Here is a 23482-nt window from a genome sequence, read left to right as displayed (position 1 = left end):
CAGATGCTTAAATCAACCAGCACCATTGCAATCCTAACCGCAGCTGGCATCAGTCTCAGCGCTTGCGGCGGAGATTTCCACCGCGAAGCCGGCGCACAGGTCGATGAGGGGAGCTTCGGCAACCCGACCATGACCAACACGCTGATTTCCACAGGCGAGCTTGCCGCTGTGGAAGGGCTGAAGCGCCGGTTTGAAGATGAGGTTCCGCCATCGGTGAACTTCGAGTTCAACAGCGCCACGCTCGATGCTGCATCCCGTGAGGTCCTGATGCGTCAGGCCAACTGGATCAAGCAATTCCCAGAAGTGCGTTTCCGCGTCTACGGGCATACTGATCTGGTCGGCTCCGGTGGCTATAACAAGTCGCTTGGCTTGCGCCGCGCACAAACTGTGGTCGGCTTCCTGACACGTCAGGGCATCAGCCGCTCCCGCTTGGAAGCCGTTGTATCCTTTGGCGAAACACAGCCTCTGGTTGTGACCGAGGGACGCGAACGCCGCAATCGTCGCACAGTGACTGAGGTCACAGGCTTCGTGGCTGGGCATCCTTCGCTGCTGGACGGCAAATATGCCCGCGTGATCTATCGTGAACATGTCGATTCAGCCGGGCGTGCGATCTTCGACGAAGTCTCTGCGGGTGTTACCAACTAATAATCTGAATATACCCCAGATTTTCGCGATTTTGGCCGCATTGCTGCCCTTATTCCAAATCAAAGATTGTTCTGAGAACGCTGACAATTCTGAATAATACAGAAAATTCTGCGTAAAAAGGCAATCTGGCCGCCCCAGGGGTAACGCTTATTAAAGCGCCTTGGGGTAGCCACTCATCCCGACTGAAGCGGGTGATTTGGGATATAAACATGACGAGTAGTGTCGCATTACAACCAGACGCTGGCGCGATTACGGCCTGTACGGTCGCGCGAGACGTTCAAAACTTCGATCTCCTTATTGAAGACATGGAAGCGGAACTCGGTGAAGGCTGGGGCGATCTTAGCTTCGACGATGCAACCGCATATCTTGATCAACCCGACGCAAGCGCCCTCGAATTCATCGCCATTGCCGTTGATGATCAGGATGAAGACCGCCTTACCGAAATCGGCGAACTGATCGGACGCGCCAAAGACAAGAAAATCCGCGTCATTTTGATCGCTGATGACCTGTCGCCAATCGCGTTGCACCAGCTTTTGAAGCTCGGCGCCGATGATTTTGTCCCCTACCCCCTTCCCGAAAGCGCGCTGCATGATGCAATTGAACGTATCCGCGCGCCCGAACCAGAACCTGTTGTCGTCTACGACCAAGACACTGGCGGCGCGGAAACCGGCGGCGCGCTTCGCACGTCGAAGCCCGGCGGCAAAGAAGGCGTCATTCTACCCGTTCATGGTCTGGCCGGCGGCGTCGGCGCGACCACATTTGCGGTGAACCTGGCTTGGGAACTCGCAACCGCCGACAAAAAATATTCTCCAAGCGTATGCTTGCTGGATCTCGATCTGCAGTTCGGATCGACCGCCACCTATCTGGATCTGCCGCGTCGCGACAACGTCTATGAGATGCTGTCAGACATGGAAAACACTGACGACGAAGCGTTCAAGCAAACTTTGCTGCCCTTCAACGACAAAATTCATGTCCTGACCGCACCGGCAGATATCTTGCCGCTTGATTTAATTGCGCCCAGCGACATTGAACGTCTCGTTACTCTGGCACAGCGGAATTTTGACTTTGTTATCATCGACATGCCGACCACACTGGTGCAATGGACCGAAGTTATCCTTGGTATGTCACAGGTCTATTTTGGCGTCGTCGAGCTTGACCTTCGTTCGGCCCAGAACGCGTTGCGTATGATCCGTGCGCTCAAAGCCGAAGACCTGCCGCATGAAAAAATTCGTTACGCACTCAACCGCGCACCGAAATTTACCGATATGTCTGGCAAAGGACGCGCCAAGCGTATGGCCGAAAGCCTGGATATCGACCTTGGACTGCACCTGCCCGATGGCGGCAAGCAGGTTCCGCAAGCCTGCGATCACGGCCTGCCACTTTCCGACACCGCGGCCAAAAACCCGTTGCGTCGCGAAATCACCAAACTCGCCCAGTCTTTGATTGAACTCGAGCGCGCGGAAGAGACCGCATAAGGGACGACATAATGTTTTCACGTTACAAAAAATCTGATGGCCCAGCAGCACCCGCTGCAGCCGCGCCCGCCCCGGTCGAAAAAAAGGCTGAAGTAGCTGCGCCGAAACGCGCGGCCCCGCGCTCCCCGGCTGAAAGCGTTGCAGCCGACAAAGAGCTAAAACGCCGTCAGAAACTTGAAGAAATTCGCTCCGAGCTTCACCACCGGTTGCTGGACAACTTGAACCTTTCTGCGCTTGACGACGCGCCCGAAAAAGAACTCAAAGCTGAGATCGCCTCGATCTGTGCCGAGGGCCTTGAAGAGATGGCGATCGTCCTGAACAAGGAAGAGCGTCAGACCCTACATGCTGAGCTGTTTGATGAAGTCACGGGCCTTGGCCCGCTTGAGCCGCTTCTCAAAGATGAAACCATCAACGATATTTTGGTCAACGGCCCGAACAGGGTGTTCATCGAACGCTCAGGTAAGTTGGAATTGACGCCAACCCGGTTCAAAGACGAAAAGCACCTTCTACGTATCATCGACAAAATCGTCTCGGCCGTTGGTCGGCGCGTTGATGAAAGCAACCCGTATGTCGATGCGCGTCTAAAAGACGGGTCGCGTTTCAACGCCATGGTCCCTCCTATTGCCGTTGACGGATCGCTGGTCTCCATTCGGAAATTCAAAAAAGAAAAACTCGGAATCGATGACCTGGTGACCTTTGGCGCGTTTTCCGAAGAAATGGCAGCCTATCTGCAAGCCGCCGTTGCCTGCAGGTTGAATGTGATCGTGTCCGGCGGTACCGGTTCCGGTAAGACCACAACACTCAACGCGCTATCCTCCTTCATTGACGATTCCGAACGCATCCTGACAATCGAGGATACGGCGGAACTTCAACTGCAACAGGTCCATGTTGGCCGGATGGAAAGCCGTCCCGCAAACGTTGAAGGCAAAGGTGCTGTGTCCCAACGCGACTGTCTGCGAAACGCGCTGCGGATGCGCCCCGACCGCATCATCGTTGGTGAGACGCGCGGCGAAGAAGTTATCGACATGCTTCAGGCGATGAACACGGGCCACGATGGTTCGATGACGACAATTCACGCCAACTCAGCGCGTGACGGCGTCTCACGTTTGGAAAACATGATCGCCATGGCCGGGATCGAAATGCCGATCAAGGCGGTTCGTGCGCAGATCTCTTCGGCTGTGAACCTGATCGTGCAAGCCTCGCGCTTGCAAGATGGCTCTCGCCGTATGGTGTCGATTACTGAGGTGACCGGCATGGAAGGCGATGTGATTTCGATGCAGGAAGTCTTCCGCTACCAGCGCCTCGGCCTACAGCCAGACGGCAAAATCATTGGTCAGTTCACACCGCTCGGTGTGCGTTCACACTATTCTGATCGCTTTAAACAATGGGGTTACGACTTGCCGGCCTCCATCTATGAACCAGTTGCCGCGGAGTAGACCTAAATGAACATTTCTTTCGAGCCGCTGCTTTACGGTATTATCTTCGTCGCCGTCCTGATGATGATCGAGGGGATTTATCTCGTCGTTTTTGGCAAATCAATTAGCCTCAACAGCAAGGTTAATCGTCGCTTGGACATGATCCAAAAAGGCGGATCGCGCGAAAAGGTTCTTGAACAACTCCGCAAGGAGATGGACCAACACATGAAATCGGGCGGTATCCCGCTCTATTCCATGTTGGCGGATAAGGCGCAGCGCGCCAATATTGCGTTTTCGCCCAAAGCTCTGATCGGTATCATGATCGCTTTGTCTATCGTGATTTTCCTGCTCCTCAGCCGAATGACGGAAGCATCCGTGCCAGTACGCGGCTTAATCGCAGTGGCAATGGGGGTTGGCGCAGTTTATGTCTGGGTCAACAACAAGTGTAAAAAACGTTTGGCATTGCTTGAAGAACAGCTGCCTGACGCGATCGAATTGATGGTGCGCAGCCTTCGTGTCGGACACCCGTTTTCATCTGCAATTAATATCGTTGCCAAAGAGGTCGCCGACCCGCTCGGAACCGAGTTTGGCGTGATCGCAGATGAATCCGCCTATGGGCGGGACGTCTCTGAAAGCCTCAAACACCTCGCTGAACGCATGGATATGCAGGATTTGCGCTTCCTGGCAGTCGCCGTCACAATTCAACAAACATCGGGCGGCAACTTAGCAGAAATTTTGCACGGTCTGTCTCAGGTGATCCGGGCGCGTTTCAAACTGTTTCGCCGCGTGAAAGCGATCACTGCGGAAGCAAAATGGTCCGGCGCATTCTTGTCCGTTTTCCCACTGCTAGCACTGGTTGGCATCAATGTGATGGAACCGGACTACTACGTTGAGGTGAAGGACACAGAATTTTTCATCCCGGCCTGCCTCGCGGTGGGCGTCTTCCTGACAGTCAACGTGATCTTCATGAAGATCATGGTCAACATCAAAGTCTAAGGGGATCACGACATGCTCGACCAAATTAATACGATGCTGACCGACATGCTGGGCCCGTTGGGTCCGGTGATCGCTGTTGGTTTCCTCGGCGTAATTTTGGTGTGCCTCACGCTGCCAATCATGCTGAAAAAAGAAAAAGACCCGATGGACCGCCTCAAAAACGAGGTGAAACGCGGGGCTAGTGCTGAAAAGCCTGGTGAAGCCGCCCTGCGCCGCAAGGAAGGTACTGACAAGCTTGATAAATACGCAAAATTTCTAGAACCCGAGGACGAAAAGCAGCTTGAGGGTATGAAGCTTGTTCTTCTTCAGGCTGGCTACAAAGGCAAGTCTGCGGTTCGAACCTTCCATTTCATGCAATTCGCGCTTGGTATGTTGTTCCTACTGGCCGGCGTCATTTACGCGCTGTTTCTGGCAGGCGACGATATCACGACGCGCAACCTAGTTCTTTCGATCCTTCTGCCAGGCTGTGCGGGCTACTACTTGCCAAAATATTGGATTGAACGGCGCCGCCAGGAACGAATGTCCGAAATTGAATCCGGTTTCCCCGACGCTTTGGATTTGATGCTAGTCTGCGTGGAAGCTGGCCAATCCCTCGATCAGGCCATCATCCGTGTGGCAGAAGAAATTCGCGCGGGCTACCCGGCGCTCGCTGACGAATTCGCGCTTGTCGCCCATGAGATGAAAGCTGGTAAAGATCGCATCGTTGTCTTGAAAGACATGGCCGAACGTGCAGGCGTTCCTGATGTCGCAAGCTTTGTGACAGTGATGATCCAATCGGCAAGCTTTGGTACGTCGATTGCAGAAGCGCTACGTGTTTATGCGTCTGAAATGCGTGATAAACGCGTTATGCGCGCAGAAGAGAAAGCAAATGTCTTGCCGACGAAGCTTACTCTTGGCACGATGATGTTCACCGTACCGCCTTTGATGATCATTCTGATTGGGCCGTCGGTTTATGGTATTTACGTCAACCTCAATGGTGGTGGTCTGTAGCGTTTGAAACATGTGGTGGGGACTACGCTGATCTTAACAGCACTCGCAGCCTGCGAGCCTACGCCTCCGGCCCTTGGACCGGGGGCTGATCCATTTGCACCGACTGGCGAAGTGACACGAGAGGAAGCCGTCGATGGATTGATCGTCGGGCACCGTCTTATGGCAGCGGGCGAATACGAGCTCGCTATCAAAGCCTATCTCAGGGCCGCCGCCAAGGTAGGCACCAATGTTGACGTCCTCTCGGCGCTGGGGTCGGCAAACTTACAATTGGGGCGCATTGGTCAGTCAGAAAAACTGCTGCGCCGCGCCATCAAAGAAGACCAAACCTTTGTGCCTGCATGGAACAACCTTGGTGTTGTTTTGATGGAGCAGCAAAAAACTGCAGAAGCCGCACGGGTGTTTCAAACCGCCTTCGCGCTCGATAGTGGCAAATCTGACGAAATTCGGGAAAATCTGCGCCGTGCGCTCGCAAATGTAGAAAACCCGGCCTACACTCAGGAAAAAGAAGAAAAAGCCTTCGATCTCGTGCGTCGTGGCAAAGGGCAGTACCTACTCCTTTCGACCCCTTAAGCAGTTGCGCACGGTGAAATCGTCGGATTATTGAGAGCAGCAGAGGACGCCCAAAATGCGCCATATGACAAAGATTTCGCTGTGCCTTGCGAGTGCACTGGCCTTAGCAGCTTGTGAAAAACCAGACGATGAAGAAGTAAGCCGGGCCTCCAAAGGCGTGAATGTCATCGACGAGAGCAATCTTAACGATATTATGCTGACATCCGCGGACCCGAATGAAGCGGTGAGCTATTTTCAACGCACTTTGGGTGAAAACCCAGACCGGATTGACCTGCAACGTGGGCTTGCAAGCTCCCTCGTGCGCGCCAAACGCGCGACAGAAGGCGCTGTGATCTGGGAGCGCGTGACACAGCACAAAAAGGCGACTTTTGACGACAAGATGAGCCTTGCCGACGCGCTGATCCGCAACGGCGACTGGGATCGCGCCGAAGCAATTCTGGATGAAATCCCGCCGACAATCGAGACCTTTCAACGCTACAAGCTTGAAGCCGTGATCGCCGACAGCAACAAAGAGTGGAGAAAAGCCGACAGTTTCTATGAAACCGCAATCGGCCTGACAACAAGACCAGGCGGTATTCTCAACAATTGGGGTTATTCGAAGCTGACGCGCGGGGACTATCGCGACGCGGAGCGTTTGTTCGGCGAAGCCATCACATATGACTCAACGCTGTTTACTGCGAAAAACAACATGGTGCTGGCCCGCGCAGCCCAGAAAAACTACTCCCTACCTTTGATCCAGATTACGCAAGTCGAACGCGCACAACTGCTGCATACGATGGCGTTAGCAGCGATCAAGCAAGGTGACACGAACACTGGCAAAGACCTTTTGGAACAAGCCATTGAAGCGCATCCACAGCATTTCGAGGCCGCCGCACGTTCGTTGAAAAAGCTCGATGGCTAACTGAAAATGCTGCTTAGCGAAACGCAGGCCCTTTGGTTCTTGCCCTTCGTGCTGCCGATTTGCATTTGGGTGGCATGGTCAGACCTGGCGACGATGAAAATACCCAACAAGGCGGTGCTCGCCTTGATTGGTGTGTTTTTGACCGTTGGGTTGATGGTTTTTGATTTGAGCGATTGGGCGTGGCAGCTTCCCAACTTCTTTGTGATTTTAGCGATTGGGTTCATCCTGACAATTTCGGGAGCGATGGGCGCGGGCGACGCAAAGTTTGCGGCTGCGGCTGCCCTCTTTGTCTTGCTCGCAGATGCCACAAATCTCATCGCAATCTTAGGTATATGCGTGTTGTTTTGCTTTGCCAGCCACAGGCTTGCTGGTCGAACTCCGCTCAAAAAGCTTGTTCCACATTGGGAAAGCTGGGCACGAAAGAAAGAATTTCCAATGGGTTACCCTTTGGCAATGACTTTAGTCGCGTATCTTGCCCTGGCCGCCAGCGGCTACTGAGACAACTTATAAAGTCTGTAAAGCTCTGTCGCCCGCAACAACTCCAACTCGAGACCACTGAGGGCATCAATGTCCGTGAGGATCGCCTTAAACGCCCGCGGTGTGATCGGACATGTAGGTATCAAAAGATACTCCGCATCTTCAAACCCAGACAGATCGCCGTAGTACCAAGGCGACCCGCCTTGCAACGGTGTAAAGGACCCAAACATCCAAATCCCGCCAAATGTATCGGCCGTAAAAATCCGCGCATCGTCACCAAGACCAAACGCGCGCATATCGGCAGAGACATCTCGCATAATGCCCAGTAAGCCAAGCTCTTGAACGCAAGACGGATAAGTCACGCCTTCAAAAACGAGGTCTGCTTCTTTATCGGCAAACTCGTTCAAAGCAGTGAACTGGGGATTGTCGAATGTCACCGTCCCGCGTTCTTGGACCCGGTTGACGCGGCTGCGCGGCGTGAAAAAATCGTCATGCGGGGTTTGCGCAAAGACAGGCATAAATGCGGACTTGCCCATAAGGGCGTGACGCACTGGGCTGGCCGCCATATTTACAAAAGAAGGAGCGATTAACGCCGCAGCGATCACGGCAACCAAACGGAAAGGTTTCGAGTGGTTCAACGTCACCATCAAAACAGCCAGAAGAGCCAACCATTTTGGGTCATTCCCGTAGTTTTGATACGTAATGTAAAGAAAGCCGGGCGCCAATACGAGCAGCACGAGCCCCATTTCAGGACGCGCACTGCGCCGCAGTAAAACGATAGAGGCCAAAAGCAGAATGTTCCCCGGTAGATATTGCGGCGACAAGAGCAGCTCAGCCCAAGAAGCACCGGCGCGCGGGCGTATGCCAGAGCCGCTGACCTGCAAAAGGTCCCCGACATAGGCGTTCCAGAATCCGATGCCCCCGCCAACCGTTGGGATCAAGAGACACAACATTAAAACTAAAAATGCCATTGCCACGCTGCGCCACGCGCCGCGAAGGACCAATGCCAAAAGCAGCCCAGGGGCCAATGCCACGCCATAAGTGACCTTACCCAGTATGAAAATCGACATCGCCAGCCCTAGAATTAGACCATCTGGCCAGCTGGCGCGTTCGTCCCGTGGTGCGAGCAAGGCTACCGGGACAGTCAAAAATGTTACCGCCCAAGCCCAACGATTATAGTGCATCGACAAAGAAACTTGTCCCGCCGCTTCACCATGAATGAGCGCTAGAACCATCACGAGGATTGACGCGCCAAAGGCCAACCTGAAAGGCGGGTCAAAACGTGTCTCGGCGACCCACCATATCGCAGGAAGCAAAACGACCGCCACGAGCACCTGAGATAGAAGAATCGACGTTCCAATTCCGAAACCAGCAGCAACCAATCCGGCTATTGGAAGGAAAGAAATCCCGCCCAATGGCGTGACGAAATCCAGATGCGGCCATTGCCCCTGCGCAATCCGCATCACGATCTCCATCAAATGCAAGGTATCGCCTTCATGACGGTCGATATAAAGACCACCTTTCGCCAGGGTCATTGCTGCAATTAAAACAACAATTCCAGATAGATAGGCGAATAGCTTGCGCCCGGTAACGTGTGTCATTTCTCTGCTCGGCATTATCTGTTTCTAAACTTCACGTCGCATAAGTTAGCACGCGAAGCCCGTTCGGTTTTTGACCTATATAAGGCGATTAAATGGTTAATTTCGCCAAACAAATGTCGAAATCTACACGTAGAGAAGTCCTATGAACATGCACGCACCCACAGGGGTTATCCCCCCATCGCCGCCAAAATCGTTGCAAGACACCGGGCTTACCACGGTGATGATGCGCGACATCTTACTTAAGACCGTCTTTCGTAAGAACCTTGAACACGTCTCCGCGATGTCAGAGGCGATTTGCTTATCGCTACCGCTGACGCAACAACTTGTTGAAATTGCGCGCGAACAACGCTTGATCGAGGCGCAGGGTACGTTGCATGCCGGATCGGGTTCCGAAATGGCATTCCAGCTTTCCGATGCGGGGAAAGCACGCGCACTTGATGCGTTGAGCCAGTCTGAATATTACGGCCCCCTTCCCGTCCCGCTGGAAAAGTACAAAGAACAGGTTCAAAATCAGTCTGTGAAAAACGTGCAAATCACACGTGACCGGCTGCTGGCGAATATGGGCCATTTGATCTTGCCGGAACATTTGTTGGAGCATCTGGGTCCGGCGGTCAGCTCAGGCCGATCCGTTTTGCTTTACGGCCCACCCGGAAACGGTAAATCTGCCATCTCGAACGGTATTCGCGACGCGCTTGGCGACGTGATCTACATCCCGCATTGTATCGAATATGCGGGCCAGGTGATTACGCTCTACGACCCGATCGTCCATACCGTGTTGGAAGATACCGAAGCAGGTCAAGTATCTTCACTGCGTCGGACCGATAACCGTTACGATAAACGCTACCTATTGTGCGAACGCCCAACCGTTATGACCGGTGGTGAGCTAATGCTCGACATGCTCGATCTGAACTACAACCCGGTATCGCGCACGTATCAGGCCTCGCTTCAATTGAAGGCGACTGGCGGGGTGTTCATTGTGGACGACCTTGGTCGTCAGGAAGAACCGCCGCAGGCGCTGATCAACCGCTGGATTGTCCCGATGGAAGCGGGATACGATATTCTCGCTCTGCAATCGGGCGAAAAGTTCGAGGTTCCATTCGACACGCTTGTCGTTTTCTCCACCAACTTCCACCCCAACAAACTGTTTGATAGCGCGGCTCTGCGGCGGATTTTCTACAAGATCAAGATTGATGGCCCAACGCAGGAAGAGTTCCTGAAAGTCTTTGCTATGGTCGCGAAAAAGAAAAACATGCCGCTTGATGAGGCGACTTTGATCCACATGTTGAAGGTCAAATACCCAACGATCGACAATATTTACGCCAATTATCACGGCAACTTCCTGATCGATCAGATGATCAATGTATGTGACTATGAAGGCATCCCAAATCAGATGTCGCCGGACCTGCTCGACCGTGCTTGGGCCAACATGTATGTGAAGGAGGAGGAGATCGTTCACTAGAACGGCTCCTCTCAACCGACGATGGGCAACAAACAAAGTTCCTGAAACCGTCGCAGTTTCGAGCGCTCGCAGCTGTCATTCCTCATCTAAACCGCTAGGTTTCGAGGCATGGATGTTCTGCCAAATAAGATCGCAAATTGGTTCGCCCAGAAAGGCTGGACGGTGCACCCGCATCAACTGGCCATGCTTGAGGCACAGAACGATCCAGCGTGTTTGCTGATCGCACCGACTGGCGGCGGAAAGACAATGGCAGGTTTTTTGCCGACTCTCTCCGACCTTTGCCATGATCAAAGTCCCGGCCTGCACACGCTTTACGTCTCCCCCTCAAAGCACTCGCCGCTGATATCAAAAGAAATTTACGCAAACCAGCAGACGAAATAGGCCTCGACATTCGGATCGAGGATCGTACCGGCGACACAAGCTACACTCAAAAACGCAGGCAGCGCGCCGACCCACCACATATCCTGCTAACGACGCCTGAAAGCCTGGCGCTCCTTCTGACATATGAGGATGCGCCCCGCATGTTTGCCGGGGTTAAGCGTATCGTCATGGACGAAATCCACGCGCTCGCGGAAAGTAAGCGTGGTGATCAACTGATGTTGGCGCTTTCACGGTTGCAAAGTATCGCCCCCGACCTTCGCCGCGTCGGGCTCAGCGCGACGGTTGATGACCCATCGGCTATCGCTGATTTCCTCGCTTGCCACCCTGCTAAACCCACGATCATTTCCGCCGACCCTGGCCCAGACCCTGACATCCAAATGCTGCAAACCGAAGAGGCGCCTCCTTGGTCGGGTGGCGGCGGAAAATACGCGATCCCAGCAGTTCTAGATCAAGTGCGTCAGCACAATACGACACTTATTTTTCACAACACGCGGGCTCAGGCTGAAATTTTCTTTCATAACCTTTGGCTTGCCAACAACGATCAGCTGCCGATTGGAATTCACCACGGCGCGCTTGCCAAAGAACAGCGGCTCAAAGTTGAACAGGCCATGGTTGACGGTACCCTTAAGGCGATTGTCTGCACGGGATCACTCGATCTGGGAATTGACTGGGGGGATGTCGATCTGGTGATCCAGATCGGCGCGCCTAAAAATGTGAAGCGTCTTGTACAGCGCATTGGTCGTGCCAACCACCGCTACAACGCTCCTTCGAAAGCACTGTTGGTGCCTGCAAACCGCTTCGAGATCGTCGAATGCAAAGCCGCACTTGACGCCGTAAATGCCTATGACCTTGATGGTGAGCCTAAAGGGCCTGGACCACGAGACGTTTTATGCCAACACATTCTCAACTCAGCCGCTGCCGGGCCGTTTGAAGCAGATAGCCTCTTCGCACAGATCACGACCGCGGGGCCCTACAAAGCGCTGGATCGGGCTGCCTTTGATGCCTGTCTCGACTATTGCGCGACGGGGGGCTACGCGCTGAAAGCCTATGATCGCTATCAAAGGCTTGTTCAAAGGGGCGGATTTTGGCAACTACGCGACCCCCGATCAGCGGCACAAATTCGTATCAATCTCGGGACGATCATTGACACTGAAAGGTTGAAAGTCAGGCTCAAAGCCAAGCGTGGGCCGGGCAGTGGCGGAGCACCTTTGGGTGAGATTGAAGAAGGGTTTGCCGCCACGCTCGCACACGGTGACACGTTTCTCATTGGTGGCCAGATCGTGAAATACGAAGGCCTAAAGGAAATGACTGTTCAGGTCACAAGATCCCCGTCGGATAAACCCCGTATCGCGACCTATATGGGCACCAAATTTGCCACCTCGACACAGCTTAGTAGTCGTATTTTAGATATATTTCAAAAGGATAGCTGGCCTGATCTGCCAGGTCACACTGCGCAATGGCTGGCTTTGCAGCGCGAACGCTCGCGCCTACCCGAACCCGGCCGGCTCTTGATTGAAAGCTTCCCGCGTGACGGTCGTGCGAACACCGTCATCTACGGATTTGCCGGGCGCAATGCGATGCAAACGCTTGGCCTTTTGCTCACACAACGCATGGAAGCGCAAGGTTTGGCACCCTTGGGTTTTGTAGCCACCGACTACGCAACATTGATCTGGGGGTTGGAGCCTTTGAAGGACCCCGCGCCACTGTTTGAACTTGAAAACCTACGAGACGGTCTCGAACAATGGCTTGCAGGAAATGCAGTGATGAAGCGCACCTTTCGCAATTCCGCGATCATTGCGGGGTTGATTGACCGTATGACACGTGGTGCGCGAAAATCTGGCCGCCAGGCGACATTTTCCTCAGACATCCTCTACGACACGCTGCGCAAATATGATCCGGATCACCTGATGCTCGCCATCACGCGCGAAGAAGCCATGAAAGGCCTGATTGATTTTGGCCGGGTCGAGGAAATGATTACCCGCACGCAAGGTCACATTGACCTGATTGAACTTGACCGCGTCACACCCCTCGCAGCCCCGTTGTTTTTAGAGGTTGGGCGCGTACCTATCAAAGGTTTGGCCGAAGAACGACTTTTGGCTGAAGAGGCTGAGCGCCTGTTCGACGACGCAGCCTTGCCCGATAATGTCACACACCCGAAACGTTGGGCCGTCCCTTATTAACCATTGGCAAGCAGGTCACGCCCAAGATAAGAACACATCATGAACTTCTACGAGTTTATATTCACGGGGGAGACGCTTCGAGCCTTCGGATCAGGCGCATTGTATTGGCCTGAACGAGACCTTCTGGTCGTCTCAGATCTTCACTTGGGAAAGTCTGAGCGAATAGCGCGCCGGTCGGGTCAACTGCTGCCGCCTTATGAGAACCTTGAGACGCTTTCGCGTCTTTCAGATCTTGTTAGTGATTTAGACCCTTCGATGGTCATTTGCCTCGGCGACAGTTTTGATGATCTGTCAGCCAGCGAAGCGTTGCCCGAGGCAATCACACAGCAGATAACAACGCTCATGGTTGGGCGCCGCTGGATTTGGATCGAAGGCAATCATGATCCCGGCCCGGTAGAACTGGGCGGAACCCACTTATTCGAGATCAAACACGACCCGCTTGTCTTCCGTCACATTACGGAAGCGGGCGCCATTGGCGAAATATCCGGGCACTTTCACCCTAAGATCAGCCTCAACCTTCGTGGCCGCCAGCTGTCGCGCCCTTGTTTCCTGGTCAACAAAACGCACCTGATTATGCCCGCATTCGGCGCATATACCGGTGGTCTCAACGTCACCGACCCTACCTTCGATACGCTGGAGGAGGACGGCGGCTACGCAATTGTTACTGGCGCCGTCCCGCGTGCCGTTTCACTGCCAAAGACGCGTTTAAGCCGTCAGGCCCTCGGGCTCCGCTAGATCATTGGCGCGGCAGCATGCTGTCAAAGTATTCGCCAGCAGACAAGCAATCGTCATCGGTCCGACACCACCCGGTACGGGCGTTATCGCTCCGGCAACAGCGGCACAGCTTTCGTAATCCACATCGCCCACAAGCCGGGTCTTCCCCTCGCCTTTTTCCGGCGCATCAAGTCGATTGATGCCAACGTCGATCACCGTCGCACCCGGTTTGATCCAATCGCCAGGTACCATTTCAGGGCGCCCAACGGCAGCGACGACGATATCGGCGCGACGTACAACATCGGCCAGGTCTTTGGTACGGGAATGCGCAATCGTTACCGTGCAACTGTCCCCCAACAACAACTGTGCCATCGGTTTGCCCACAATGTTTGAGCGGCCCACCACGACGGCATCCATCCCTGAAAGCGATCCATGGTGGTCGCGCAACATCATCAAACACCCCAACGGTGTGCATGGGACCATGGACTTTTGACCGGTCCCCAAAAGACCAACATTGGAGATATGAAACCCGTCAACGTCCTTCGCCGGATCTATCGAATTGATGACCAGATCTTCGTTCAGGTGCTTTGGAAGCGGTAGCTGCACCAAAATACCGTGGATACTTTCATCTTTGTTGAGCTGATCAATAACGGCCAGAAGATCGGCTTCAGACGTGTTAACATCAAGCTTGTGTTCAACCGACTTCATGCCAACTTCGACGGTCATCTTGCCTTTGGAACGCACATAGACCTGGCTTGCAGGGTCTTCCCCGACCAACACAACCGCCAATCCAGGTGTGATCCCATGATCTTTCTTAAGCGACGTAACATGGTCCGCCACTTGGCCGCGCACGCGTGACGCGAATTCCTTACCGTCAATAATTTTGGCTGACATTTTAGTCCTCATCTACCGCGCCCGCGGTTTCATCTTTTTGCTTTGGAGCCGCATGTCGCGGCGACGCAGGCGAACGGGGCTCGAGGCCCCGATCGCCTGCCCCCATATTGTTTAGAAAAGACCTTCGATCTGGCCGTCTGCATTGAGATGAATGTTTTCGGCGGACGGAACCCGTGGCAGGCCCGGCATCGTCATGATCTCTCCGCAGACGACAACCACAAAGCCCGCACCTGCCGATAGGCGCACTTCGCGCACTGGGACCGAGTGCCCTACAGGCGCGCCGCGCAGGTTCGGATCAGTCGAGAATGAATACTGGGTCTTCGCCATACAAATCGGCAAATTGCCATAGCCTTGATCTTCCCACAGCTTCAGCTGGTCACGGATTTTCTTGTCCGCCAAAACCTCATCAGCACGGTAGATAGACTTTGCGATCCGGTTGATTTTCTCCAGCAGAGGCAGATCATCACTGTAAAGCGGTGCGAACTGGCTTGCACCGCTGTCAGCGATCTCCGCAACGCGTGTCGCGAGAGCTTCAGACCCTTTAGAACCGAACTCCCAGTGCTGACTGACAATCGCCTCGGACCCTTGTGTCGCGACATAGTCCTTCACGGCTTGAACTTCTGCGTCTGTATCCGTCACAAAATGGTTAATCGCCACAACAACAGGCACACCGAAGCTTTTCAGGTTCCCGATATGGCGTCCAAGGTTTGCGCAGCCTTCATTTACCGCATCGACATTCTCAGCGCCCAGATCAGCTTTTGCGACACCGCCATTCATCTTCATAGCGCGCACGGTCGCGACCAAAACGACACAATCGGGCGCAAGGCCCGCCTTGCGGCATTTGATATTCATGAACTTTTCTGCGCCAAGATCAGCGCCGAAACCAGCCTCAGTCACGACGTAATCCGCCAATTTCAACGCTGTCGTCGTCGCAATGACCGAGTTACACCCGTGCGCAATATTGGCAAACGGACCACCATGCACAAAGGCAGGGTTGTTTTCCAAGGTTTGCACCAAGTTCGGCTGCATCGCGTCTTTCAGCAAAACGGTCATCGCCCCATCAGCCTTAATATCGCGACAGAACACCGGCGAGCGGTCGCGGCGGTAAGCAACGATCATATCGCCAAGGCGTTTTTGCAAATCTGTCAAATCGGTAGCGAGGCACAGGATAGCCATAACCTCTGATGCCACGGTGATATCGAACCCGCCTTCGCGCGGGAACCCGTTGGCGACCCCGCCCAGCGACACGTTGATCTGGCGCAATGCGCGGTCATTCATATCGACAACGCGCTTCCATTGTACGCGCCGGATATCAATCTCGCACTCATTTCCCCAGTAAATGTGGTTATCGATCATCGCCGACAGCAGCGAATGCGCGGAAGTGATCGCGTGAAAATCCCCTGTAAAATGCAGGTTCATCTCTTCCATCGGAACAATCTGAGCGTAACCGCCGCCAGCGGCGCCACCTTTCATCCCAAAGTTTGGGCCAAGCGATGCTTCACGAATACAAACAGCTGTCTTTTTTCCGATGCGGTTCAATCCGTCACCAAGGCCAACCGTCGTAGTTGTTTTACCTTCACCAGCCGGTGTTGGATTGATCGCAGTGACGAGGATCAGCTTGCCATTGTCGTTGGACGAGACTGAGTTGATGAAGTCTTGGCTAACCTTCGCCTTATCGTGGCCATAGGGAAGAAGATGTTCGCTGGGAATGTTCAGCTTGGCCCCGATCTCTTGGATCGGTTGTTTTTTTGCTTCGCGAGCAATCTCAATATCGGTTTTGTAGCCCATCGGTTTTCCCCTGTTAACGCCCTATGGCGGTTCAATTGGGATACGCTATACCGTGGCATGCGAACACCACTCAGCGCATTTCCGACATTTGGCCTTTAGGAATCGCCTTGGGGGTATGCGGGAATTTCTTATACGAAACCAATGTTCCAGGTGGACGAAGCGTCCAGCTTCCGCGGGCGATCTAGCCGTTTGGCGACCACGCCCGTTGTCCCGGCACGTAAAGCGTCACCGTGTCACCAATGGCCAAAGGCCCCTCGCGTTCGACCCATGCGGTGACACCGCGTCGGTCCTTGGCAGCCGCCTTGAACCCTCGCCCGTGCCCAGGGGCGTCTTCATCAATCACCGCCGCCGGAAGATGACACGGCTGGTTTTCCATATCGATTGTCAGCGTCGTCCCGTTCTGGGTCTGCAACCTCGCAGAGGGCGGTACATGTGTAAAATCAGGAAATCCCTCAACGACCAAATTTGCGCCGCACCATTCCGGATTAAACTCCTCCACGCCCATTTCAGCCGCAACAGCTGCCATCTCCTCCGCAGAGACAATACAGATTTGACGTACATTCCGGATATCAGTGCCTTTCGGATATTGAGTCACGACCCGCGAACATGAAGCGCGCGTCAAACCGCTATGATCCTCGCCATCGAGACCCGCGAAAGTTGCATTGACCGCGTCGGTATGTCCCGACCGAAGCGCAACGTCGCGATCTACAACGAGACCCAACCATACAATTTTACCGGTATACCCTGAATTGATGAGCGCAGGCATCTTGATCTCCACATGATTGCTCGGCCGAAACTGACATCTGTGTGTCACCGCGTCCAATCACGTATCTTGATGACACGCTTCAAAAAGAAAACCCCGGCGCGTGGCCGGGGCATTGTTTTACGTAGAAGGTTCCGGTTCCATACCGGGGTCGCTCTTCGGCGGCTTCGGTTTCTTGGTCTTCGGAATTGCAGCCAGAGACGCCTTACCGCCGGAATCAGGCGCATCGCGGTCATCGTCATCCTCATGATCAATCGGCAGGCCGTTGATCACCTTCGTGATTTCATCACCTGTCAGCGTCTCATATTCCAACAAGCCTTGGGCAAGCCGTTCAAATTCTGTGTTGTGTTTCTTCAGAAGTTTTACGGCAGTTTCATAGCCCTCATCGATAATCGCTTTGACTTCATCTTCGATCAGTTGCTTCGTCGCTGCCGAGACGGAGAACCCACCAGCACCACCGCCACCTTGGTAGCCATCCGCCGCCTCTTGGTAATCGATATTGCCGACTTTATCGGACATACCCCAGCGCATCACCATCGAACGCGCCATTTGGCTCGCCTGTTGAATATCACCAACCGGGCCAGATGAGACAGAATCTGCGCCATATTTCATGATTTCAGCGGCTTTACCGGCCATCATCATGGCAATGCGCTGTTTCGCCTCGTCCTTGAACAGCTGCAAACGGTCCATTTCGGGCAGCGACACCACCATGCCCAAAGCACCACCACGTGGAATAATCGTCGCTTTATAAACAGGATCACATTTATCTAGGTTGAGACCTACAATGGCGTGGCCCGCTTCATGATATGCGGTTTTTTCTTTCTGATCCTGTGTCATCACCATAGACCGACGCTCAACGCCCATCAGGACTTTGTCCTTGGCCATCTCAAAGTCTTCCATGGTCACGACACGACGCCCGATCCGGGCCGCTGACAACGCCGCCTCATTCACAAGGTTTGCAAGTTCCGCACCAGAAAACCCCGGGGCGCCACGTGCGATGATCCGCAAATCAACATCAGGGCCAAGTGGCGTTTTTCGTGCGTGAACGCGCAGGATTTTTTCGCGACCTTTGATGTCGGGGTTGGGAACCTGAACCTGACGGTCAAATCGCCCGGGACGCAAAAGCGCCGGGTCCAGAACATCGGCACGGTTGGTCGCAGCAACGATAATGATGCCCTCATTGGCTTCAAAACCATCCATTTCGACCAGCAATTGGTTCAGCGTCTGTTCGCGTTCATCATTCCCGCCGCCATAGCCCGCGCCGCGCGATCGCCCAACAGCGTCAATTTCATCAATAAACAGGATGCACGGGGCATTCTTTTTGGCTTGATCGAACATGTCGCGCACACGGCTCGCACCGACACCGACGAACATCTCAACGAAATCAGAACCCGAAATGGTGAAGAAAGGCACACCCGCCTCGCCCGCAATCGCACGCGCAAGCAGCGTCTTACCAGTACCCGGAGGGCCCACAAGCAATGCACCTTTAGGGATCTTGCCGCCAAGGCGTGAGAATTTCTGCGGGTTGCGCAGGAATTCAACGATCTCTTCCAGCTCTTCCTTGGCCTCGTCAATGCCTGCAACATCGTCAAACGTCACGCGGCCATGCTTTTCCGTCAGCAGCTTCGCGCGCGATTTTCCAAAGCCCATCGCGCCGCCTTTGCCACCGCCTTGCATGCGGTTCATGAAGAAAATCCAGATACCGATGATGATGATAAATGGCAGCAGGGTGCCAACATAGGCAAGGAGGCCGTTTTGTTCTTGGGACTTCGCTTTGATATCGACGTTATTCTCAAGCAAGACTTCTGTTACGTCGACGCCTTGCGGTTTGATCACAGCAAATGTTTGGCCGCCAGCGACGCCAACGATGCGCTCACCATCAAGCGTGACCTCGCTCACCTCGCCCTTTTCGACACGTTCTACGAAGTCGGAATAGGCGATCTCTTGCGAGTTCGCTTGGCTCTGCCCGCCCTGGAACAGATTAAAGAGCGCTACGATCAGCAAAAGCAGAACGAGCCAGAAGGCGATATTGCGCGCGTTGCCCAAAGAAATTCTCCTGATATCAGCTTGGAGTGTGCTGGTGTTACAGCGTTCCCCTTAAAATAGGCGTAATGGCCGGTAGTTCAATGCGATAAAAGCATGGAAAGGAACTGTTCGCGGGTTTGTGTCAATCGGGCGCACCACCCATTGGGCAAATTTGCAAGCGGCGCTGCGACCAACGCATCCCCATGCCAAATCGCCGGAGAAGCCAGAATTGACATCCGAGGCAGCCCCGAGGCCCGCCAATCCGGGCACTTCAAAATGCCCGCTTCGCCAAGCGCTGCGATCCGCAGATCAGGGCTATGCGGTCCATCAAACACCCAACGATCGTCCCATGCCTGATCCGTTGCGCAGCTTACGTCTTTGACTGAGCTATATTCGCGCGCGATACGCAATTCTTGCTCATTGCGTGAGACGTAGCATCTATTCAGCGTATGTGGTTTGTATGCATTTGTTTTTAAAGACATCTTAAGCATAGCATCTGCACGCGGCGGGTAAGCGCTTTGCCCCATCACAGTCAAAAGGGACGCCATTAAGCGACGCAAAACCTCAGGGTGGATATTCACCAATTCCGTCGTGGAGATCACGACATCACCTTGATCAAACCGGACGACCTTTTCTGCGCATTGACGCACAGTGTCGCGCATCGCGTCTTTTGCGGCGCCAAGATCATGCGCCGCGCCAGCAATCTCAGACGTGCCTATGCCCAAAGGCCCCAATTCGGCCAGAACGGCACGGGCGCGAACGCGCAAGAACCGGTCGTCCTCATTGCTTGGATCGTCGCACCACTTATGGCCGTGCTGCGTCAAATAGCTGCGCAACGTCTCGCGTTCGAGCGCGAGCAATGGTCGAACAAAACTCATCCCGCTTCGCACAAAACGCTTTTCCATTGCTGCTAAACCATCAAGGCCACTGCCCCGAGACAGCCGCATCAAGAAGGTTTCGGCCAGATCATCGACTGTGTGCCCAAGGCAGATTGCAGCCAAACCGTGTTCAGCGCCCCATGCCCCCAGCAACCGATACCTTGCGTCACGCGCCGCAGCTTGCAGATTTCCGTGCTTGTCCCAATCAGCCCATGTCAGAACATCATGCTCAATGCCCAATTGCGTCGCGACACTACCAACAAAAGCCGCTTCTTGCACCGCTTCAGGTCGTAAACCGTGATCGACCGTTGCAACGCGCAGTTGGCAATGCTGTTGCGCTCCAACGGTGGCAAATAGATGCAACATCGCCATTGAATCGCTACCGCCGGAGACGGCCAATCCTATTTTCAAAGGGGTTTCTGGTGAAGACGCCGGAAACTGCTTTAAGACTGCCGAAACCTGATCGAATAACCGAAGGTCCTCTGACCCCGGCTTTAGCTGCACCCAAGGCTCACGCGTGTTTGGCTGGCAGGCCCGACTTGCGCCGATGTTGGGAAGCGGGTCATCACCTCTTGCAACATCAAACAGGCCTCGCTGCGTTGTCCCAAGGCATCCAAAGACAGCCCCAATTTATACAAGGCTTCGGGCGCACGCGGACTTTCGGGTGAGCCGGAGAAACTGGCCAAATAAGCGCGCGCTGCACCTTGCGCGTCGCCCGCCTGCTCCAACGCAAGCCCGCGCTGAAATTCTGCGTCGGCCTCTAACGGGCTGCCCGGGTAGGATTGGGTAAAGGCCGCAAACTTTTCGGCGGCGCCGCGAAAGTCACCGGAGGCGAGCGCCTCCTGCGCCCGCTCGTAGTCAGACTTCTCGCCGATCGCCAACTCCGGCCCCTCGGGCTGCGTTGCGGGGGCCGTCGGGGCAGTCGTAGTACCGGTGCCGCCGCCCAAGGTAGCTGTTTCGCCCAACGCACCAAGGTTGCCGCCTTCCAGCTCTACCAAGCGGAATTCAATGTCGCCAATACGATTGGTGCCGTCAGCCACCACGCGGTTGATGCGGTTTTCCAACTGTTCCGCCTTGGCATTAAGGCGGGTCAAACCCGCCTCAATAGCGTCGATGCGTTGCAATGCGTCACCGGTGATGGTGACGCTAGCGCCACTGGCGCTCGGTGCAAGTTCGGCCTGCAAACGGGCCATCTCGCCTTTCAAAACACCCAGCTCAGACCGAATATCCGCAAGTGTTTCGGCATCTTGCGCCGCCGCAGGCAGCACAAGAAAGAAAGCAAAGACCATCGCAAAGAACACGCGCATCGTTCGAAACCTTTAGCTTGTGGCGCCTGCGCCGATAACCGTCACAGAGCGGCGGTTCTTCGCATAGCAGGCTTCCTCGGAGCAGATTTCAAGCGGGCGTTCTTTCCCGTAGGTCACGATCTGCAAACGCGCATCTGCAACGCCTTGCGACACCAGATAGTCGCGAACTGCGGCCGCGCGGCTAGAGCCCAAGTTGAGGTTGTAAATCCGTGTGCCCTGCTCGTCCGCATGACCTTCAACGATCGCCGTGTAGGTTGGGTTCGCCACAAGCCAAGCCGCTTGCTGCGCCAAGACCGCGCGCGCCCCATCGCTGAGGGTCGACTGATCAACCGCAAACAACACTGTGTTGCCGATGGTCTGGTCAAAATAGGCCACCGAATTTGGCGCAAGCGCCCCCGTTGTGATGCCGCTGCCATTGACGCCGTTTGCACCATTGCTTGCGCCGGTGCCGCCGAGGCGGTCGCTTTGGTTGAATAAGCCACCGGAACAGGCCGACAGGGCCAATGCGGCGCTCATAAGAAGTGCTGTGGAAAGGGTTTTCATTGTTACCGTCCTTTGTTGGCTCTTATTGGCTCGATTTTTTCCAGAATAGCACGTGTGGCGGGCGAAGGGAAAGCGCGCGACGTGCACAAGTTATTTCAGTTGCTTCACTCCAAAAGCGGTGACCAGCTTGGGTCTGAAGCGCTTTGACGGATCGCACGTAAGTTGCGGCCCGAAATATCGACTGAGTAGAGCGTCGATGACCCGTCCGCGCCCGCGCTTTCACGGGTGAACATCAAGACCCGTCCGTTGGGCGCCCAAGTCGGGCTTTCATCCAGAAAAGACGCCGTCAGCAAACGCTCGCCCGAACCATCAGCATTCATCACACCGATATGAAAACGGCCACGATTTTGTTTGGTGAAGGCGATCAAATCGCCGCGTGGCGACCAGACCGGCGCGCTGTAGCGCCCCTGCCCGAAAGATATCCGCGTGGCTTCGCCGCCATTGGCGGGCATCACATAAAGCTGCTGGGTGCCTGAGCGGTCGCTTTCAAAGACAATCTGACTGCCATCGGGCGCGAAGCTTGGGGCCGTCTCAATTGTTGGATCATTGGTCAGACGCTGAGGGGCGCTGCCATTGATGTCCATCTTGTAGATGTCATTGTTGCGCCCCGTGGTCAGCGAATAGACAATCGACTGCCCGTCGGGCGAAAAGCGTGGCGCGAAGGTCATGGTGCCGGGCTGTTCGGCCAACCGACGCCTGTTCACACTGGCAAGATCAAGCACGTAGATTTGCGGCGTACCCGTCTCATAGCTGGTGTAGATAACCCGCGTCCCGTCGGGCGAAAACCGCGGCGCCAGCACAATCGACTGATCTGTCGTCAGAAACTGAGTGTTCTCGCCGTCATAATCCATAATCGCCAGCCGTTTTTGGCGCGCATTCTTGGGGCCGGTCTCTGAGACGAAAGTCACACGGCTGTCAAAGTAAGCACCCTCACCGGTGATCCGTGAATAAACCGCATCGGCCACTTTATGCGCCATACGCCGCCAGCCATCGGTGGAGCCAACAAATTGCAGTCCACCCCCGAGTTCTTGTTCAGCGAAAACGTCATAGACCCGGAATTTCACCGCGATTTGCCCGTCCCCAACCGTGCTGACCGATCCTGAGATCAGGGCCTGCGCATTGATCGCTTTCCAATCAGAAAACTGAACCGGGCTGTCAAAATTCGTCAGTGTTGAGATAAACGCATTCTGCGGAATTTCACGAAAAAGCCCGGAACCTGCCAGGTCGGACGCCACAACCCGCGCGAGGTTCTGCGCGTATTGATCCGCGCCTGCTGTCTCCGCGATAAAATCGGGCACCGCGAAGGGCAAAGGTTCGATGTTGGGGTTGTCTATTTCGATGCGCAGCGGTGATTGCGCCAGCACGGCAGCGCTCCAAAGGCTCACGAAAATCAGGCTCAAGATCGCCAAAACTGTTGTCTTCATGCTCTTATCCTCACACGGCGCGCCGAGATTGCAACATGCCGGTCCCTCTGTTGGGG

19 protein-coding genes and 1 pseudogene are annotated in these 23482 nt (G+C 54.7%); 11 read left to right on the top strand and 9 right to left on the bottom strand.

Translation table 11 applies throughout. From position 1 onward, the window contains the following. The first annotated feature begins 3 nt into the window (after positions 1-3). The 8 genes from ACZ1G7_RS17680 (at position 4) to ACZ1G7_RS17645 (ending at position 7490) form a co-directional block, all read left to right on the top strand. The gene (locus ACZ1G7_RS17680; protein ID WP_472660696.1) at positions 4-645 is read left to right on the top strand and encodes an OmpA family protein; all 642 of its coding nucleotides are present in this window, start codon (positions 4-6) and stop codon (positions 643-645) included. A 209-nt stretch (positions 646-854) separates the two neighbouring features. After that, complete coding sequence (locus ACZ1G7_RS17675; protein WP_472660695.1) at positions 855-2120, top strand: AAA family ATPase; 1266 nt, start codon at positions 855-857, stop codon at positions 2118-2120. An 11-nt stretch (positions 2121-2131) separates the two neighbouring features. Further along, positions 2132-3556 (top strand): CpaF family protein, encoded by a 1425-nt coding sequence (locus ACZ1G7_RS17670; protein WP_472660694.1) that lies wholly within the window; start codon positions 2132-2134, stop codon positions 3554-3556. Positions 3557-3562: 6 nt separating this feature from the next. Further along, positions 3563-4531, top strand: coding sequence for a type II secretion system F family protein (locus tag ACZ1G7_RS17665; protein WP_472660693.1), 969 nt, complete (start codon positions 3563-3565; stop codon positions 4529-4531). A 12-nt stretch (positions 4532-4543) separates the two neighbouring features. Further along, positions 4544-5521 (top strand): type II secretion system F family protein, encoded by a 978-nt coding sequence (locus tag ACZ1G7_RS17660; protein ID WP_472660692.1) that lies wholly within the window; start codon positions 4544-4546, stop codon positions 5519-5521. Between the two features lie 3 nt (positions 5522-5524). Next, a complete protein-coding gene (locus ACZ1G7_RS17655; protein WP_472660691.1) occupies positions 5525-6091 on the top strand; it encodes a tetratricopeptide repeat protein in 567 nt (188 codons plus the stop codon). A 55-nt stretch (positions 6092-6146) separates the two neighbouring features. After that, positions 6147-6992 (top strand): tetratricopeptide repeat protein, encoded by an 846-nt coding sequence (locus ACZ1G7_RS17650; protein ID WP_472660690.1) that lies wholly within the window; start codon positions 6147-6149, stop codon positions 6990-6992. Positions 6993-6998: 6 nt separating this feature from the next. Then, on the top strand, positions 6999-7490 hold the full coding sequence (locus tag ACZ1G7_RS17645; protein ID WP_472660689.1) for a prepilin peptidase: 492 nt from the start codon (positions 6999-7001) through the stop codon (positions 7488-7490). Here ACZ1G7_RS17645 and ACZ1G7_RS17640 read toward each other — a convergent pair. After that, positions 7484-9070, bottom strand: a complete 1587-nt coding sequence (locus ACZ1G7_RS17640; RefSeq protein ID WP_472660688.1) for a hypothetical protein — start codon at positions 9068-9070, stop codon at positions 7484-7486. The two genes, ACZ1G7_RS17645 and ACZ1G7_RS17640, sit on opposite strands and share 7 nt — an antisense overlap. Before the next feature lie 142 nt (positions 9071-9212). On the opposite strand from ACZ1G7_RS17640, the gene ACZ1G7_RS17635 reads away from it, so the two are divergent. From ACZ1G7_RS17635 to pdeM, 3 genes and pseudogenes are all read left to right on the top strand, one after another. Next, positions 9213-10529: an ATPase gene (locus ACZ1G7_RS17635; protein WP_472660687.1), complete on the top strand. Its 1317-nt coding sequence runs from the start codon at positions 9213-9215 to the stop codon at positions 10527-10529. A gap of 108 nt (positions 10530-10637) precedes the next feature. Further along, positions 10638-13090, top strand: a pseudogene (locus tag ACZ1G7_RS17630) (ligase-associated DNA damage response DEXH box helicase). A gap of 39 nt (positions 13091-13129) precedes the next feature. Further along, positions 13130-13825, top strand: coding sequence for a ligase-associated DNA damage response endonuclease PdeM (gene pdeM, locus ACZ1G7_RS17625; RefSeq protein WP_472660686.1), 696 nt, complete (start codon positions 13130-13132; stop codon positions 13823-13825). Here pdeM and folD read toward each other — a convergent pair. The 8 genes from folD to tolB form a co-directional block, all read right to left on the bottom strand. Next, positions 13796-14698: a bifunctional methylenetetrahydrofolate dehydrogenase/methenyltetrahydrofolate cyclohydrolase FolD gene (gene folD / locus ACZ1G7_RS17620; RefSeq protein WP_472660685.1), complete on the bottom strand. Its 903-nt coding sequence runs from the start codon at positions 14696-14698 to the stop codon at positions 13796-13798. The two genes, pdeM and folD, sit on opposite strands and share 30 nt — an antisense overlap. A gap of 111 nt (positions 14699-14809) precedes the next feature. Next, positions 14810-16486, bottom strand: coding sequence for a formate--tetrahydrofolate ligase (locus tag ACZ1G7_RS17615; protein ID WP_472660684.1), 1677 nt, complete (start codon positions 16484-16486; stop codon positions 14810-14812). A gap of 181 nt (positions 16487-16667) precedes the next feature. Then, positions 16668-17252, bottom strand: a complete 585-nt coding sequence (locus ACZ1G7_RS17610) for an MOSC domain-containing protein (protein ID WP_472660683.1) — start codon at positions 17250-17252, stop codon at positions 16668-16670. 117 nt (positions 17253-17369) lie between these two features. After that, positions 17370-19295, bottom strand: a complete 1926-nt coding sequence (gene ftsH / locus ACZ1G7_RS17605; RefSeq protein ID WP_472660682.1) for an ATP-dependent zinc metalloprotease FtsH — start codon at positions 19293-19295, stop codon at positions 17370-17372. 77 nt (positions 19296-19372) lie between these two features. Beyond that, entirely contained in the window at positions 19373-20563 is a 1191-nt protein-coding gene (tilS, locus tag ACZ1G7_RS17600) for a tRNA lysidine(34) synthetase TilS (protein WP_472660681.1), read from the bottom strand. An 83-nt stretch (positions 20564-20646) separates the two neighbouring features. Next, positions 20647-21459: a tol-pal system protein YbgF gene (gene ybgF / locus ACZ1G7_RS17595; protein WP_472660680.1), complete on the bottom strand. Its 813-nt coding sequence runs from the start codon at positions 21457-21459 to the stop codon at positions 20647-20649. Positions 21460-21471: 12 nt separating this feature from the next. Continuing rightward, positions 21472-22002, bottom strand: coding sequence for an OmpA family protein (locus ACZ1G7_RS17590; protein WP_472660679.1), 531 nt, complete (start codon positions 22000-22002; stop codon positions 21472-21474). Positions 22003-22106: 104 nt separating this feature from the next. Continuing rightward, the gene (gene tolB / locus ACZ1G7_RS17585; protein ID WP_472660678.1) at positions 22107-23426 is read right to left on the bottom strand and encodes a Tol-Pal system beta propeller repeat protein TolB; all 1320 of its coding nucleotides are present in this window, start codon (positions 23424-23426) and stop codon (positions 22107-22109) included. Between the last annotated feature and the right edge of the window lie 56 nt (positions 23427-23482).

This window comes from Litoreibacter sp. JB4-2 (genome assembly GCF_055693445.1).
The sequence above is the reverse complement of the archived record's forward strand: the minus strand, read 5'-3'. Positions and strand labels throughout refer to the sequence as shown.

Bases quoted from the DNA above. Each gene is read 5' to 3' on its own strand.
- ACZ1G7_RS17680 (WP_472660696.1), top strand. From the start codon at position 4: ATGCTTAAATCAACCAGCACCATTGCAATCCTAACCGCAGCTGGCATC.
- ACZ1G7_RS17675 (WP_472660695.1), top strand. From the start codon at position 855: ATGACGAGTAGTGTCGCATTACAACCAGACGCTGGCGCGATTACGGCC.
- ACZ1G7_RS17670 (WP_472660694.1), top strand. From the start codon at position 2,132: ATGTTTTCACGTTACAAAAAATCTGATGGCCCAGCAGCACCCGCTGCA.
- ACZ1G7_RS17665 (WP_472660693.1), top strand. From the start codon at position 3,563: ATGAACATTTCTTTCGAGCCGCTGCTTTACGGTATTATCTTCGTCGCC.
- ACZ1G7_RS17660 (WP_472660692.1), top strand. From the start codon at position 4,544: ATGCTCGACCAAATTAATACGATGCTGACCGACATGCTGGGCCCGTTG.
- ACZ1G7_RS17650 (WP_472660690.1), top strand. From the start codon at position 6,147: ATGCGCCATATGACAAAGATTTCGCTGTGCCTTGCGAGTGCACTGGCC.
- ACZ1G7_RS17645 (WP_472660689.1), top strand. From the start codon at position 6,999: ATGCTGCTTAGCGAAACGCAGGCCCTTTGGTTCTTGCCCTTCGTGCTG.
- ACZ1G7_RS17640 (WP_472660688.1), bottom strand. From the start codon at position 9,070: ATGACACACGTTACCGGGCGCAAGCTATTCGCCTATCTATCTGGAATT.
- ACZ1G7_RS17635 (WP_472660687.1), top strand. From the start codon at position 9,213: ATGAACATGCACGCACCCACAGGGGTTATCCCCCCATCGCCGCCAAAA.
- pdeM (WP_472660686.1), top strand. From the start codon at position 13,130: ATGAACTTCTACGAGTTTATATTCACGGGGGAGACGCTTCGAGCCTTC.
- folD (WP_472660685.1), bottom strand. From the start codon at position 14,698: ATGTCAGCCAAAATTATTGACGGTAAGGAATTCGCGTCACGCGTGCGC.
- ACZ1G7_RS17615 (WP_472660684.1), bottom strand. From the start codon at position 16,486: ATGGGCTACAAAACCGATATTGAGATTGCTCGCGAAGCAAAAAAACAA.
- ACZ1G7_RS17610 (WP_472660683.1), bottom strand. From the start codon at position 17,252: ATGCCTGCGCTCATCAATTCAGGGTATACCGGTAAAATTGTATGGTTG.
- ybgF (WP_472660680.1), bottom strand. From the start codon at position 21,459: ATGCGCGTGTTCTTTGCGATGGTCTTTGCTTTCTTTCTTGTGCTGCCT.
- ACZ1G7_RS17590 (WP_472660679.1), bottom strand. From the start codon at position 22,002: ATGAAAACCCTTTCCACAGCACTTCTTATGAGCGCCGCATTGGCCCTG.
- tolB (WP_472660678.1), bottom strand. From the start codon at position 23,426: ATGAAGACAACAGTTTTGGCGATCTTGAGCCTGATTTTCGTGAGCCTT.